Annotated in this window: 15 protein-coding genes; all 15 read left to right on the forward strand. The window is 71.1% G+C overall.

The window, feature by feature from the left end; genetic code table 11:
* Window positions 1-54: 54 nt before the first annotated feature.
* The gene (locus DDV73_RS09480) at window positions 55-1,590 is read left to right on the forward strand and encodes a phage tail sheath family protein (protein WP_109506986.1); all 1,536 of its coding nucleotides are present in this window, start codon (window positions 55-57) and stop codon (window positions 1,588-1,590) included.
* A 29-nt stretch (window positions 1,591-1,619) separates the two neighbouring features.
* Window positions 1,620-2,066, forward strand: coding sequence for a phage tail protein (locus tag DDV73_RS09485; RefSeq protein WP_109506987.1), 447 nt, complete (start codon window positions 1,620-1,622; stop codon window positions 2,064-2,066).
* 1 nt (window position 2,067) lies between these two features.
* Window positions 2,068-2,565 carry a hypothetical protein gene (locus tag DDV73_RS09490; protein ID WP_206050783.1) on the forward strand — a complete coding sequence of 166 codons (498 nt, stop codon included), beginning with the start codon at window positions 2,068-2,070 and terminating at the stop codon, window positions 2,563-2,565.
* Window positions 2,562-2,720 (forward strand): DUF6760 family protein, encoded by a 159-nt coding sequence (locus DDV73_RS28400; protein ID WP_170126014.1) that lies wholly within the window; start codon window positions 2,562-2,564, stop codon window positions 2,718-2,720. Before DDV73_RS09490 ends, DDV73_RS28400 begins: the two co-directional genes overlap by 4 nt.
* 159 nt (window positions 2,721-2,879) lie before the next feature.
* Entirely contained in the window at window positions 2,880-5,183 is a 2,304-nt protein-coding gene (locus DDV73_RS29120) for a hypothetical protein (protein WP_240617199.1), read from the forward strand.
* 22 nt (window positions 5,184-5,205) lie between these two features.
* The gene (locus DDV73_RS09510) at window positions 5,206-5,649 is read left to right on the forward strand and encodes a phage tail protein (protein ID WP_109506991.1); all 444 of its coding nucleotides are present in this window, start codon (window positions 5,206-5,208) and stop codon (window positions 5,647-5,649) included.
* A 2-nt stretch (window positions 5,650-5,651) separates the two neighbouring features.
* Window positions 5,652-6,542, forward strand: a complete 891-nt coding sequence (locus DDV73_RS09515) for a CIS tube protein (protein WP_206050784.1) — start codon at window positions 5,652-5,654, stop codon at window positions 6,540-6,542.
* A complete protein-coding gene (locus tag DDV73_RS09520) occupies window positions 6,526-8,307 on the forward strand; it encodes a VgrG-related protein (protein WP_109507168.1) in 1,782 nt (593 codons plus the stop codon). Before DDV73_RS09515 ends, DDV73_RS09520 begins: the two co-directional genes overlap by 17 nt.
* Window positions 8,308-8,359: 52 nt before the next feature.
* Window positions 8,360-8,638: a PAAR domain-containing protein gene (locus tag DDV73_RS09525; RefSeq protein WP_206050785.1), complete on the forward strand. Its 279-nt coding sequence runs from the start codon at window positions 8,360-8,362 to the stop codon at window positions 8,636-8,638.
* 11 nt (window positions 8,639-8,649) lie between these two features.
* Window positions 8,650-9,060 (forward strand): GPW/gp25 family protein, encoded by a 411-nt coding sequence (locus tag DDV73_RS09530; RefSeq protein ID WP_109506993.1) that lies wholly within the window; start codon window positions 8,650-8,652, stop codon window positions 9,058-9,060.
* On the forward strand, window positions 9,057-11,006 hold the full coding sequence (locus DDV73_RS09535) for a putative baseplate assembly protein (protein ID WP_109506994.1): 1,950 nt from the start codon (window positions 9,057-9,059) through the stop codon (window positions 11,004-11,006). Before DDV73_RS09530 ends, DDV73_RS09535 begins: the two co-directional genes overlap by 4 nt.
* A 6-nt stretch (window positions 11,007-11,012) precedes the next feature.
* Window positions 11,013-11,609: a phage tail protein gene (locus DDV73_RS09540; RefSeq protein ID WP_109506995.1), complete on the forward strand. Its 597-nt coding sequence runs from the start codon at window positions 11,013-11,015 to the stop codon at window positions 11,607-11,609.
* Window positions 11,606-12,940 (forward strand): NADase-type glycan-binding domain-containing protein, encoded by a 1,335-nt coding sequence (locus DDV73_RS27860; RefSeq protein WP_154402685.1) that lies wholly within the window; start codon window positions 11,606-11,608, stop codon window positions 12,938-12,940. The genes DDV73_RS09540 and DDV73_RS27860 overlap by 4 nt, the downstream gene beginning before the upstream one ends.
* A gap of 96 nt (window positions 12,941-13,036) precedes the next feature.
* A complete protein-coding gene (locus DDV73_RS09555) occupies window positions 13,037-14,200 on the forward strand; it encodes a hypothetical protein (RefSeq protein WP_109506997.1) in 1,164 nt (387 codons plus the stop codon).
* Between the two features lie 19 nt (window positions 14,201-14,219).
* Window positions 14,220-14,564: a VOC family protein gene (locus tag DDV73_RS09560; protein WP_109506998.1), complete on the forward strand. Its 345-nt coding sequence runs from the start codon at window positions 14,220-14,222 to the stop codon at window positions 14,562-14,564.
* Window positions 14,565-14,587: the final 23 nt, after the last annotated feature.

Here is a 14,587-nt window from a genome sequence, read left to right on the forward strand (position 1 = left end):
CACAGGCCTCGGCAGCAGTCTGGAAGTCAAGTTCTGGTCACTCGAGGAGGCAGCATGCCGACCTATCTTTCGCCCGGTGTCTACGTCGAAGAGGTCGAGGCGGGGTCCCGGCCGATCGAAGGCGTCGGCACCTCCGTCGCGGCCTTCGTCGGACTGGCCGCCAAGGGGCCGTTCAACGAGCCGACACTCGTGTCCAACTGGACCCAGTTCACCGAGGCATTCGGTGACTTCGTCGAGAACTCCTACCTCGCGCACTCCGTCTACGGATGGTTCCTGAACGGCGGCGGCAACTGCTTCGTCGTCCGGATCGGCGCCAACGGCAACGGCAGCGCCAAGGAGCTCTCAGCTCCCCCGGTGGCCGCGGTCGGCGGCTTCACCGCCACCGCGATCGGCCGCGCCGCGTCCAAGAAGGTCGAGGTCGTGATCGAGGAGGCCGGCGGCGAGTCGCCGCCCTCCGACGAGTTCAAGCTGGTGATCAAGGTCGACGGCAAGGCCGCCGAGACCTACGACAACGTCACCACCAAGAAGGGCGACAACAACGTCGCCACCAAGGTCAACACCGCCTCGAAGGTGCTCAACCTCGAGGAGACCAGCTCCAACAGCGGGCTGGCCACGATCGGCAAGGGCGCCATCGAGCTGGCCACTCCCGAGCCGGAGCCGGTCCAGCCGACCACCGACAACCTCGGCGCCACCGACTACGTCGGGGACGCGGCAGACCGCACCGGCTTCAGCGGCTTGGAGGCGATCGACGAGGTCACCATGGTCTCCGTGCCGGACCTGGTCGCGGCGTACGAGCAGAACGCGATCGACCTGGAGACCTTCCAGGCCGTGCAGCTCGGGATGATCGCGCACTGCGAGCTGATGGGCGACCGGATCGCGATCCTGGACACCCCGCCCGGACTCAACCCGCAGCAGGTGCACACCTGGCGGATGAAGGGGGCCGGCTACGACTCGAAGTTCGCGTCGATGTACTGGCCCTGGCTGAAGGTCTTCGACCCGGCTACCGGCACCAACCGGCACGTCCCGCCGAGCGGCCACATGGCCGGCATCTGGGCGCGCAACGACGACAGCCGCGGCGTACACAAGGCACCCGCGAACGAGGTCGTGCGCGGGGCGATCTCGCTGCAGACCCAGATCACCAAGGCTGAGCACGACCTGCTCAACCCGGTCGGGATCAACTGCGTGCGCACCTTCCCCGGCCGTGGGGTCCGGGTCTGGGGCGCGCGGACGCTGTCCAGCGACGCCGAGTGGCGCTACCTGAACGTGCGGCGGCTCTTCAACTACCTGGAGGAGTCGATCCTGCTGGGCACCCAGTGGGTGGTCTTCGAGCCGAACGACCACGCGTTGTGGGCGCGGATCCGGCGCACGATCAGCGCCTTCCTGATCAACGAGTGGCGCAAGGGTGCGCTCTTCGGTACGACGCCGGACGAGGCGTTCTTCGTCAAGTGCGACGACGAGACCAACCCCGCCGAGGGCATCGATGCCGGGCAGGTCGTCTGCCAGATCGGCGTCGCCCCGGTGAAGCCGGCCGAGTTCGTGATCTTCCAGCTGTCGCAGTTCTCCGGCGGCACCAGCCTCGTCTCCGAATAGAACCCCTTCGCGCGCAAAGGAACTGAACCATGGCCCTCGCAGATTCACTCGACTCCTCCTCCGCCAACGGCTTCACGGTCACCATCGACGGCATCCAGGTCCCGAAGGTGACCGAGGTCAGCGGCCTCAAGATGGAGGTCGACAAGATCGAGCTCAAGCAGCAGACCAGCGACGGCAAGTACGTCGTACGGCAGCTGATCGGTCGGCCGAAGGCCGGTGAGATCACCGTGACCCGGGGTCTCACCGACTCCAAGACGATCTCCGACTGGCTGAAGACGGTCGCCCAGGGCGACGTCGCCGGCGCCCGCAAGACCGCGTCGGTGGCGCTGCTCGACTACGCCGGCGCGCCGATCAAGACCTACAGCTTCACCAACTGCTGGGTGCGCAGCATCGAGGTCAACGCCCTCAAGGCTGGCGCGGCCGAGCAGGCGACCGAGAAGTTCGTGGTCTGCTTCGACGAAGTGACCGTGAGCTGACATGCAGCGCGGACGAGGCCCGGCACTGGTCGCCGGCGGAGCCCCGGGCGAGCCGGGAACTGCTCCGCAGTTCGCCGGGCGCCCGGGCGCAGCAGCACCGGCGCCGGCGCCCAGTGCCCGGCCCGAGCCGCTGCGCACCGAGTTCAACTTCTCCCTGCCCCGCGGCTACCTCGACGACGACGGGGTCACCCACCGCGACGGCACCATGCGGCTCGCCACTGCGCGCGACGAGCTGCTGCCGCTGTACGACGAGCGGGTGCAGGAGAACGCGGCGTTCACGACGGTCGTGCTGCTGGGCCGGGTGATCACCCGGCTCGGCACGCTGCCGGCCGTGAACGCGGGGATCGTGGAGAACATGTTCGCCTCGGACGTGGCGTTCCTGCAGGACTTCTACCGCCGGATCAACGCCGAGGGCCACACGCGCGCCGCGGTGACCTGCCCGGAGTGCTCGCACCGGTTCACCATCGATCTCGCGGGTGGGCGCCTGGGGGAATCATGACGTACGCGCCCGACCGGCTGTACGAGGAGGTCGCGTACGTCGCCTACCACTTCCACTGGCCGCTCGACGACCTGCTGGACCTCGAACACGGTCAGCGGCTGCGCTTCGTCAGCGAGATCGCCGGCATCAACACCCGCCTGTCCGAGGAGCGCTGACCCATGGCCATCCGCTGGCCGTGGTCGCGTGGCGACGGCGGGCAGTTTCACAAGGTAACTAGTGAAACTGTCCCATCCCCACCGAAACTTCCCACGGGCGGAGACAGTTTCGGTGGGGAAGCACGGCCCTCCCCGATGGGTTGGGCGTTCCTGCCGCCCGTGCAGCGCACCCTCGCGGAGCCGATCTCGACGGTCACCCGGCCGACCGAGTTCCCGCACGAGCTGCCGGCCTGGCGCAACCCGTCGTTCGCCGAGCCGCTGTCGCACCTGGTCACCGACTCCGCGCCGTCCGGCGTGATCTCGTCGGACGACGCTCCGGTGGGACCGACCAGCTCTGCCGCACCGCGTCCCGAGATGACACTGCTGCCTCCTCCGCCACCGGCCGGCGTGCAGCGCTCGATCCAGCGGCACGCGACGCCGCTGACCGGTGCCTCGAGCACGGACCTGCCCGTCGTACACCGGGCGGTCGTGGACGAGCCGGCGCCGCCGGGCCCCGCGCCCGAGCCGGTCGACCTGTCCGAGCCGCAGCCTGAGCCTGACTCGGCTCCCGTCACGCCGGAGGCGCCGACCCTGGCCGAGGCGCCCGATCTGGCAGTCGGGCCGAGTGCGGTACCGAAGAGTACGACGGCCGCGGACGCCGAAAGCGGTCCTACTCTTCGGTACGACGCGCCCTCGCTGCCCGCCGCCCCCTCGATGCCGCTGCAGCGGTCGGCTGACTCTTCGGCGCCGCCGTCACGGACGAGTGAGACCTCTCGTCCTCGGCCCGGGCTCGGCGAGCCGATGACCGCGCTGCCGCCGAGCGCCGTACCCGAGCCGCCGCCGCTGGTGCTGCGCTCGGCCGTGGAGTCCGCGCCCAGCCCCACGCCGTCAGCCCCCGAAACCGCGAGCGCCGAGCCTGTCACGGCCGCCGCCGAGCCCAGTGAGCCGACGCCGGTCGCCGAGACTCCTGCTGAGCCAACTGTCACGCCACCCGTCTCCGAGCCCGAGCCGGCGATCCAGCGGCTCGCCGAGTCGGCAGCCGAACCGCCAGCTGAACCGCCGGCCGAACCACCGGTGCCGGTGGCGGCGGCAGCGTCGTGGACCGCGACCCCGATGCCGCTGGCCACGCCGGTGGCGACCTCGATCCAGCGGTCGTCGGTACTTCCCGGACCGGGCCAGCCGCAGCCGTCGCTTACGGTCCGGCCGACTCCGCTGGTCCCGGCACCGCCCGGCCCGCGGGCGGTCCCCGTGCAGCGAGTGCCGGCCGACGTCCCGCTCAACCCGCCACCGCCGCAGGCGGCGGCCGCCGCGAAGCCGGTGCAGCGGTCGGCGACGACCATTGCACCGACCGATGGTGGCAGCGCCCCGAGTGGCGGGCCTGGGCCCGAGAGTCAGCCGCTCGACCGCGGCGCGAGCCCCGCCGCGCCCGTCATCTCCCGTGCCGTCAGCCTTCCCGAGCCTCCCGCTCCGGACGCCGGTACGCCGACCGCCGCAGCACCTGATACCGCGACACCGGCCTCGGCGGCGCCGGTCACCGTCGAGAAGCCCAGGCGAACCTTCGTCCAGCGCCTCTTCGGCCTGCCGTCGCCGCCCCGCATCCCGCAGCTGCCGAGCGCACCGAGCCTGCCGGCCGTGCCGTCGCTGCCGAGTGCCCCGGCCGTGCCGTCGATGCCCACCATTCCGAACCTGCCGAACCTGCCCTCGATGCCGGGCCGCCCGAGCCTGCCGGACCTGCCAGCCACGCCGACGATGCCAGCCATGCCGACAGTGCCGGACGTGCCGTCCGTGCCCGATCTTCCCTCGATGCCGGATCTCCCGTCGGCGTCGGATCTCCCTTCGGTGCCGGACATCCCGGGTCTGCCGTCGATGCCGGAGCTGCCGGTGGTCCCGGACCTGCCGTCGCTACCCGGTGCGTCGGGACTGCCCCTGCCGAGCCTGCCCAGCCTGCCGTCGCTGCCGAGCGTTCCGTCGGTCCCCGGTCTGCCGGGCGCACCGGCGATGCCCGGCATGCCTGCCCTGCCCGGCATGCCCAACATGCCGTCGCTCCCGTCGGTGCCATCGATGCCGGACCTGCCGGCGATGCCACTCGCCGTACCGCCGATGCCGTCCATGCCGTCGCTGCCCGACGTACCGGACGCCGCGTCTGCTCTTTCCGGCCTGGCCGGCGCGGCCGGTACCGCCGCGGGTGCCGCAGCGAGCGCGTTGCCGGGCGCACTGGCCGGCGGACTGCCTGGCCTGGGCGGACCGGCGGAGGTGGCGCGCGCGGCGACCGAGGTCGACGTACCGGGGGCCGGCGGAGGCGCGCCCGGCGCCGCTCCTTCGGCAGGCGGCGCGGCCGCCGGCGGTGGCGCGGGCGCCGATGCGAGTACGCCGGAGCAGATCGAGGCGCTGGCCGGGAAGCTGCTCAACCCGATGCTGCGCCGGATCAAGTCCGAGCTGCTGCTCGATCGCGAGCGGCACGGGCTGCGTACGGACTCATGGTGACGAGGATGAGGAGTGCACTGCGATGACCCAGCTGGAAGACGTCGACACCGCCGTCAGTGTCAGCTACGTCGTCAGGATCGACGACGTCGAGCTCGGCGCCTTCGCGAGCTGTGACGGGCTCGGGGTCGAGGTGGTCATGGAGACCCGCGAGGAAGGCGGCAACAACTTCAACGTGTGGCAGCTGCCGACCCGGCTGAAGTACTCCAACGTCAAGCTCACCCGGCCGCTCGGCAAGGACACCGAGAAGATCGCGAAGTGGTTCTCGACCATGGCGACCGGCTACGAGCGCAAGACGATGACCATCCAGGCGATGCGCGCCGACGGCAAGGTGATCGCGGAGTGGGCGCTGTACGACGTCGTACCCGCTCGCTGGACCGGGCCGGCGCTCTCGGCCGACCAGCCGAAGGTGATCACCGAGACCATCGAGATCGCCCACCACGGCTTCATGCCGACCGGAGGTGCATAGCCATGAGCTCCAGTCCTGTCGGCTTCGACGCCGCAGCCGCCGGCGCCGCCCCTGGTACGCCGGGCTCGCGGCCCAAGCTCGAGCACGCGTACCTGCTCACCTACGAGCCGTCCAAGGACGGCTCGCTGTCCCAGCCGGGCCCTCAGCTGGACCGGATCGACTTCCAGTTCAACCCCAAGGAGCTGGCGCTGACCAAGGCGGCCAGCTGGTCGCGGGAGACCGCCAAGGGCAACAAGAAGAGCAGCCCGCCGCAGTACAAGGGACCGCAGCCGTCCAAGCTGAGCCTGGAGATGTTCTTCGACGCCTCGGCCAAGCAGGACAGCAGCGTGGTGAAGACGGTCGAGAAGCTGTTCGCCTGCACGGTGCCGACGCCGTCCTCCCTCCAGGCGAAGAAGGCGTCGCCGCCCTGGGTGATCTTCCGCTGGGGCGGGCTGACCGGCTTCCTCGCCTACGTCAGCAGCGTCAACGCGAAGTACACGATGTTCACCGCCGGCGGGCTGCCGATCCGGGCCACCTGCACGATCACCCTGGAGGAGCTGGCCGGCGAGGCGCCGAAGCAGAACCCGTCCTCCGGTGGCCTGATCCCGCACCGCGTGCACCTGGTCCTGGAGGGCGACTCGCTGCCCGCGATCGCCTACCGCGAGTACGGCAAGCCGGCGCTGTGGCGCGCGGTCGCCGCGACGAACGGCATCGACGACCCGATGCGGCTGCGGCCCGGCACCCGGCTGCTGCTGCCGGCGCTGGAGGACCTGGACGGCAGCCACCTCGGTCCGGACGACGTCGCCGACCGGGTCGCCGCCGAGCAGGCCGCCAACAAGCTGGACGACCTCGCCGGTGGTCGCCAGCCCCTTCGATCACGCACAGGGGGGCTGGCCGATGCCGCAGCACGGTGAGGAGTTCAGCAACACACTGCTGATCAAGGTCGAGGGCTCACCGCTCCCGGCCGACGTCGTACCGCTGCTGGTCGGCGGCTACATCGACGACTCCACCAACGTGCCGGACCTGTTCGTGCTGCGCTTCAACGATGTCGACGGCACCGTGCTCACCAAGGCCAGCATCAAGATCGGCACCAAGGTCGAGCTCTCGGTGCAGACCACCAAGCCCGGTGGCCCGGACCCGCTGCTGATCGGCGAGGTCACGGCTCTCGAGGTGGAGGTGACCCAGGCCGGGACGCACACGATCGTGCGCGGCCTGGACAAGTCGCATCGGCTGTTCCGGGGCACCCGGGTCGAGGCGTACGTCGACATGACGGCGTCCGACATCGTCCGCAAGGTCGCCCAGCGGGCCGGCCTGGAGCTCGGCCAGATCGACGCCACCAAGGTGATGATCAAGCACGCCACCCAGGACGGCGTCAACGACTGGGACTTCCTGCGCCGGCTCGCCGCCGAGAGCGACCGGATGCTGACCGTCACCGCCAGCAAGCTGGACTTCGTGAGCCGGACCCCCGCCGCCGACGCGCCGGCCGGCAGGTCGGGCAGTCGCGAGAACCCGCTGATCCTGGAGCGCGGCGTCAACCTGATCAACCTGCGCGGCACCATTACCTCGAACGGCCAGGTGCCCGAGGCCGAGGTCCGTGGCTGGGACCCGGCCACCAAGAAGCCGGTCATCGCGAAGGCACCGGCCAAGACCGTCAGCGCCCAGGTCGACGGCGTCACCCCGCAGTCGCTCGCCGGGCTGTTCAAGAGCCCGCCGTACCTCGCCGGCATCTCGACCCTGGTCAACCAGGACGCCTGTACGTCGGCCGCCACGTCGCTCGCCGACCATGTCGCCGGCGGCTTCGCCGAGCTGGAGGGTACGGCGCGCGGCAACGCGGACCTCCGGGCCGGCAAGGCCGTGCAGCTGGCCGGGGTGACCGCGCCGTTCGCCGGCAAGTACGTGCTCAGCAGCACCCGGCACGAGTTCGGTCCGGAGCGTGGCTACCTCACCTCGTTCGTGGTCAGCAACACCTCCGAGCGCACCTTGTACGGCACCACCAGCGGCGCGAACCGGGCACCCCACGCCGGGATCAGGGGCGTGGTCCCCGCGCTGGTGACCAACACCAGGGACCCGGAGAACCGGGGCCGGGTGAAGATCCAGCTGCCCTGGCTGTCGGACACCTACGAGAGCTGGTGGGCGCGCCCGGCGCTGCCCGGGGCCGGCCCCAAGCGGGGCATGGACGTGCTTCCGGAGGTCGGCGACGAGGTGCTGGTGGCGTTCGGCCAGGACGACCTGCGCCAGCCGTACATCCTCGGCGGCCTCTACAACGGCAAGGACGAGCCGAACAAGCCGTGGAGCGAGCACATCGATGCCAACTCCGGCGCGGTGAAACGGCGGGCATGGACCTCGCGGACCGGCATGCAGGTCGAGTTCCTCGAGGCTCCGGGCGGCGAGGAGTTGATCGTCAGCACCAACAACGGCGCCCAGAAGATCGCGCTGCAGCAGACCAAGAAGGGGATCGAGATCGTCTCCGAAGGTCCGCTCAAGGTGACCGCCAAGCAGGACGTCGACGTCTCGACCGGCCCCGGGAAGGTGAGCCTCAAGGGCAACAGCATCAGCGTCGAGGCCACCGCCGCCCTCGAGCTCAAGGGCGCCACCGTCAAGGTCTCCGCCCAGGGCGCCGCCGAGGTGAGCGCCAGTGGCGTCACCACCATCAAGGGCAGCCTGGTGAAGATCAACTAGCCAGGATCGACGAGCCGAACCCCACCAGCCGGAAGGAGACAGCGCAATGCCGATGGCCGCACGCGTAGGCGACCTCACCCCACATCCGGGCGCGATTATCCCGCCCGGCTGCCCGACCGTGCTCATCGGCGGCATGCCCGCCGCGCGCGTGGGCGACATGCACACCTGCACGTTTCCGCCGCCGGCCGGTCCGCACCCGCCGTCGCCGATCATCCCGCCCGGCTGCCCGACCGTGCTGATCGGCGGCAAGCCGGCCGCCCGGGTCGGCGACATGTCCGGCTGCGGGGCGCCGATCCTGCCCCCCGGCTGCCCGACCGTGATGATCGGATAGGTGGAGCAGACATGGGTGAGGAGTTCGTCGGCGCGGGCTGGGCGTTCCCGATGCGCGCCGATCCGACCGGGCAGGTGGCCCTCGCGACCGGCGTACACGAGATCGAGCAGTCGATCCGGCTGATCCTGATGACCGCGCCGGGCGAACGCCCGATGCGCCCCGAGTTCGGCTGCGCCGTGCACGACTACGTCTTCGCCCCCGCCGACGCCTCGACGGCAGGCGACATCGCGTACGCCGTCCGGGTCGCCATCGACCGCTGGGAACCACGGATCGACCTCGGCGATGTCGTGGTCCGCTTCGACGCGGCCGACCACGGCGTGCTGTACGTCGACATCGAGTACTCGGTGCGCGGCACCAACGACCCGCGCAACCTCGTCTTCCCGTTCTACGTCATCCCACCGCACGAGGAGGAGGCGACATGACGCTCCCGGTCCCCAATCTCGACGACCGCAGGTTCCAGGACCTGGTCGACGACGCCAAGCGCATGGTCCAGCAACGGTGCCCGGAGTGGACCGACCACAACGTGTCGGACCCCGGGGTCACGTTGATCGAGACGTTCGCGTTCATGGTCGACGAGCTGCTCTACCGGCTCAACCGGGTCCCCGACCGTCTCTACGTCACGTTCCTCGACCTGCTCGGCGTCAGCCTGCACCCGCCCACCACGGCGCGCGTCGACCTGACCGCGTGGCTGTCCGCGCCGCAGCCGGAGCCGGTCACGCTCCCGCTGGGCGCCGAGGCCGCCACCGTGCGCACCGGTCAGGACGACGCGATCGTCTTCTCCACGGTCGCAGAGCTCACGATCCCGCCCCGGTCGCTGGAGCACGTGCGCACCCAGGCGGCAGGCGGTCCCGTCGTGCCCCGCGACGACGAGCTCAGCCTGGCCACCGAGTTCCCGTGCTTCAGCGAGCCGCCGGCGTACGACGACGTGCTGCTGCTCGGCCTCAACGACGCCGCGCCCTCCTGCGTGATCGCGCTCCGCTTCGAGTGCGACGTGCAGGGCGTCGGCGTGGATCCGCTCTACCCGCCGCTGGTGTGGGAGGCGTTCGACGGCACCGACTGGGTGGCGTGCGAGGTCGACTCAGATGGGACGGGCGGTCTGAACCGCCCTGGTGATGTGGTCCTCCATGTGCCTCCTTCGCATGTCGCCTCGGTGATCGGAAAGACCCGGGCAGGCTGGCTGCGCTGCCGGGTGGTGCCCGCGGTTGACACGCGACCGTTCTACAGCGCGTCACCGACAATCACGTCCGCGAGCGGCTTCACCATCGGCGGCACGGTGGGCGCGGTGCACGCCGAGACTGTGTACGACGAGGTGCTCGGGCTCTCCGAAGGCGTCTCCGGCCAGGAGTTCATGCTTGCCCACGGGCCAGTCGTCGCCGGCGACCCGTTCGAGGTCGAGATCGGCGCCGGCGCCGGATGGGAGACCTGGACCGAGGTCGACTCGTTCGCCGGCAGCAACGCCAACGCCCAGGTCGTGCTCCTGGAGCGGTCCACCGGAACCGTGCGGTTCGGGCCGGCGGTCCGGGAGTCGGACGGAACGCTGCGCCGGTACGGCGCGGTCCCGCCGAAGGGCGCACCGATGCGGGTGCGGGCCTACCGCACCGGCGGCGGCCCCTCCGGGAACGTCGCGGCCGGGACGGTGTCGGTGCTGCGGACTACGGTGCCGCTTATCGACCGGGTCCAGAACCGGCGAGCCGCGATTGGGGGTGTTGCCGCCGAGACAATTGAAGAGGCCAAGGTGCGCGGGCCGCTGGCGCTGCGCACCCGGGACCGGGCGGTCACCCCGGAGGACTACGAGCAGCTCGCGCGTCATGCCGCCCCGGGCATCGCGCGGGTGCGCGCCGTACCCGCTCAGACGCCGAAGGAGGCCGGCGGCATCCGGGTGCTGGTGGTGCCGTCGGCGTCGGTCGACCTGGACGGCCAGCTGCGGTTCGAGGACCTGGTGCCGCCGCCCGAGATGCTCGAGGCGGTCTCGGGCTACCTCGACGAGCGGCGCACGATCGGAGCCCGAGTGCTGGTGGAGCCGCCGTTCTACCAGGGCGTCACGGTCGTGGCGAAGCTGGTCGCTCGGCCGCGGGCATCCTCCGACGAGCTCGCGCGTGAGGCCCGGGTGGCGCTCAACCGCTACTTCGACCCGCTGACGGGTGGGCCGGACGGTGACGGCTGGCCGTTCGGCCGGCCGGTGCAGGCGGGTGAGGTGTACGCCGTACTCCAGCGGCTGCCGGGTACCGAGCTGGTCGACGAGGTGAAGCTGTTCGGCGCCGACCCGATCACCGGCAAGCGTGGCGAGGCGACCCAGCGGATCGAGCTGGACCGCAACGGCATCGTCTTCTCCTACCAGCACCAGATCCGCGTGCAGCGGGGCGGGTGAGCGGCGATGAACGAGCGTGCCTTCGGTGACGACGAGCGGGGCGGTCGCGGCCGGATCGAGGGCCTCGAGAGCCCGGTGCCGCTGCTGCAGCGCCTGCCCGGTGTGCTGCAGGACGGCGAGTTCGGCGAGCGGTTCGTGTCCGCATTCGACGACGGGTTCGCGCCGATCATCACCACCTTGGACAGCCTGTCGGCGTACGTCGACCCGGAGCTCGCGCCGGCCGACTTCCTCGACTGGCTCTCCGGCTGGGTCGGGGTCGAGCTGGACGACGCCTGGGGTCTTGAGCAGCGTCGCCGGATCGTCGCCGGCGCCGCACTGGTCCATCGCCGGCGCGGCACCCGGGCCGGGCTGATGGAGGCGCTCGAGCTGGCGTTCGGCGCCGCGGTCGAGGCCGACGACAGTGGCGGCTGCACCTGGTCGGCGAAGCCGGGCGGCACCCTGCCCGGCAAGGCCGCGCCCCAGGTCGACCTGCGGCTGGTCGTCGGCGACCCCGACAAGATCGATAGCCGGCGCGTGGAGTCGCTGGTCGAGGCGGTCAAGCCTGCCCACGTCGCCTACACCTACGAGGTTGCCGCCGGCATCGGCTCGATGCGAAAGGGATGAGGACGATGACTCAGGTCTGCGCTGAGTGCGGTGCGCCCACCGACTTGGACGAGGACTTCTGTGGCGAGTGCGGCGCCTACCTCGAGTGGGAGCAGCGCGCTGTCCCTGCACCCGCGCCGGCTCTGCAACACGTTCCGGCTCCGGCGCCCGCACCGGCGCCGGCCAAGGTGTCGCTGATCCGCCGCGTGGTCGCGCCGCTGACCAGCGCCGTCGACCGGCCACCGGCTCCCGTCGCGCCGGCTGTGCCTCCACATGCGCGAACGGTCGTGCCGCCGATCCCGAGCGCGCCACATCCCGGCGTATCGACCGGGCCACCACCCGCCGGGCCGCCACCTGCCGGACCTCCGCCGGCCCGACCCCCGCTGACGGGGCCACCACCCGCGGGACCACCGCCCGCCGCCAGGCCGCCGTCCGGACCGCCGCCCGCCGTGGCGCGACCGGCCGGACCACCGCAGCAGCCGCGCGTACCAGCGGCGGCGCCGTCGGCGAACAACCCGGCCCCTGTCCAGCCGGGGGTCGCGGCACCCCGGATCACCAGGCGGCCGGAGCGCGACACCCAGCCGCTGCAGCCGGGCGACGTGATCTGTGGGCAGTGCGGCGCCGGCAACAAGCCGGCCCGGAAGTTCTGTCGCCGGTGCGGGCACGACCTCGTCGACGCGCCCGTCGTGAAGATCTCGTGGTGGCGGCGACTCTTCGCACGCCGTCCCAAGGCGGCTCGCGAGGCCGGTGCCCGTCCCCGCCGGATGCGCCCGTCCGGCAGGTCGCCGCGCAGGTCGCCGCGCCAGCTCCTCACCTGGCTGGTCGTGCTCGGCCTCATCGGCGGCGGCGGCTACTTCGCGCGTGGCTACGTCCGCGGCGCAGTTGACGTGGTGATCGACCGGGTGAAGGGCACCGACCCGGTCAACCCGACCGGGATGACGGCGTCCAGCTCGCTGCGGGGCCACGGCCCGGGGGCGGCGCGGGACGGGCTCAGCGACAGCTACTGGGCGCCGGCCAAGAGCGGCTCGGGCAAGGGCGAGTCCCTGGTCACGAAGTTCGCCGACCCGTTCCGGCTGGTCTACGTGCTGATCACGCCCGGGGTGGACGGCGAGAAGGAGGAGGCGTACCTGAAGTCCGGCCGGCCGCGCGAGCTGCGGCTGATCCTGACCAGCGAGGACGGCTCCAACCGGGTCAAGACGATCGAGCTCGACGACGAGCTCGGCTCCGACCAGTTCCACGTCACCGGCAACAACATCACCCAGGTCAAGATCGAGATCGTGTCGTCATACCCCGGCTCGGTATCCGGCAGCCACACCGCGATCGCCGAGATCGAGTTCCATGCCCGAAAGTAGGCAAATGCCCTAACTCGGGCTTAACGCTCAAATGGTTGCAAACGTAACCTGTGTCCAGCGCTCCCGTTGACGGAGTGGGGGACATGGAGGTCACGCTTGTACACGCTCAGCGCGCGTCGGGTCGCGTCGTACGCCGCAATCGTCGTCGGCATCACCACCGCGCTCCAGCTCGGACACCTCGCAGCCGCCGACCGCTCGTTGTACCCGGGCGGGCCGTCCAAGGCGGCCTGCCAGCACGAGTCCGGTCCGCTCGGGCCGGTCACACCGCTGTGCGACGACCGGACTCCGCCGAACACCAAGATCACCCGGGTGCGGCCGCGCCCGGACCACGGCTGGCTGCGTACCAGCCAGGTTCGCTACGAGTTCCGGAGCGTGGTCAACGACGGCGACACCGACCCGATGGCGTTCGAGTGCCGGTTCGACGGGCCAGCCAAGAGCCACGGCTGGCGACCGTGCACCAGCCCGCAGGTGTACGACGAACTGCCGGACAGCGCCAGCCGGTACACGTTCCGGGTCCGCGCGTACGACGCCGCCGACCGCGCCTTCATCTACCCGAACCCGGTCGCTCCGAACGACGTCGACGACACCGACGCCAGCCCCGCCAAGTCGGCGGTGCGGATCGACACCACGACGCCGGACACCACGCTGTCCGGGCTCCCGCGCGATCCGGTGACGCCGGGCTTCCCGGTCCTGCTGAGCAAGCGGCTCACCCTGCACCTCTCGGCCAGCGAGCCGGCGGTCCGCTGGGAATGCCGACAGGCCGGTGAGGCGGCGCCGTGTGCCGGCGGCGACCTTGACCTCGGCCCGCTTGCCCCCGGGACGCATACCTTCTGGGCGCGTGCGACCGACCGCGCCGGCAACGTCGACCCGACCCCGCGCGACGTGCACTGGACGGTCCCGTACAACCAGTTCGGCACTCCCGAGCAGCGCGAAGCGCACTGGGCGGAGGTGCCGGCGGACGGTCACTTCGGTCGCGACTACCTCCAGGCCACGGCGAACGGCGCCACCCTGAGCCGCCGCTTCGAGAGCTTCAGCGAGATCCGGCTGATCGTGCCGAAGGGACCGGCGCTCGGTACGGTGCAAGTACGGATCGACGGCGTCGACTACGGCGACCCGATCAGCCTGGAGGCGCCCGAGGCGAGCCTGCTCAACGTGATCGTGGTCCGCTCCGGCTCACTGCCCACGACCAGCGGCAAGGTCTCGCTGGTGGTGGTCTCCCACGACAAACCGGTGCGGATCGACGGCGTCGTCGTCCGCTGAAGGCCCCTACGCTGACCGGGTGGCCCTCGATCTCTTTGCCTGCCTCCCCGTCACCGACCTGGACGCCGCCACCCGGTGGTACGAACAGCTGCTCGGTACGCCACCGAGCTTCCTGCCCAATGACACCGAGGCGGTGTGGGAGCTCGCCGAGCACCGGTACCTGGTGATCGAGAAGCTCGCCGAGCACGCCGGCCATGCGACCCACACCGTGTTCGCCGGCGACTTCGACGAGCGACTCGCCCAGATCGCCGAGCGCGGGCTGGAGCCCGCCGAGCGCGAGACCTACGAGAACGGCGTCCGCAAGGCCATCTTCCGCGACCCCGATGGAAACCTGCTCAGCTTCGGCGGCGCCCCGCTCGGATAGACAGCTCTGAAACGGCACAGGGC

Origin of the sequence: Nocardioides speluncae (assembly GCF_003121585.1) — a bacterium.
Lineage (GTDB): Bacteria > Actinomycetota > Actinomycetes > Propionibacteriales > Nocardioidaceae > Nocardioides > Nocardioides speluncae.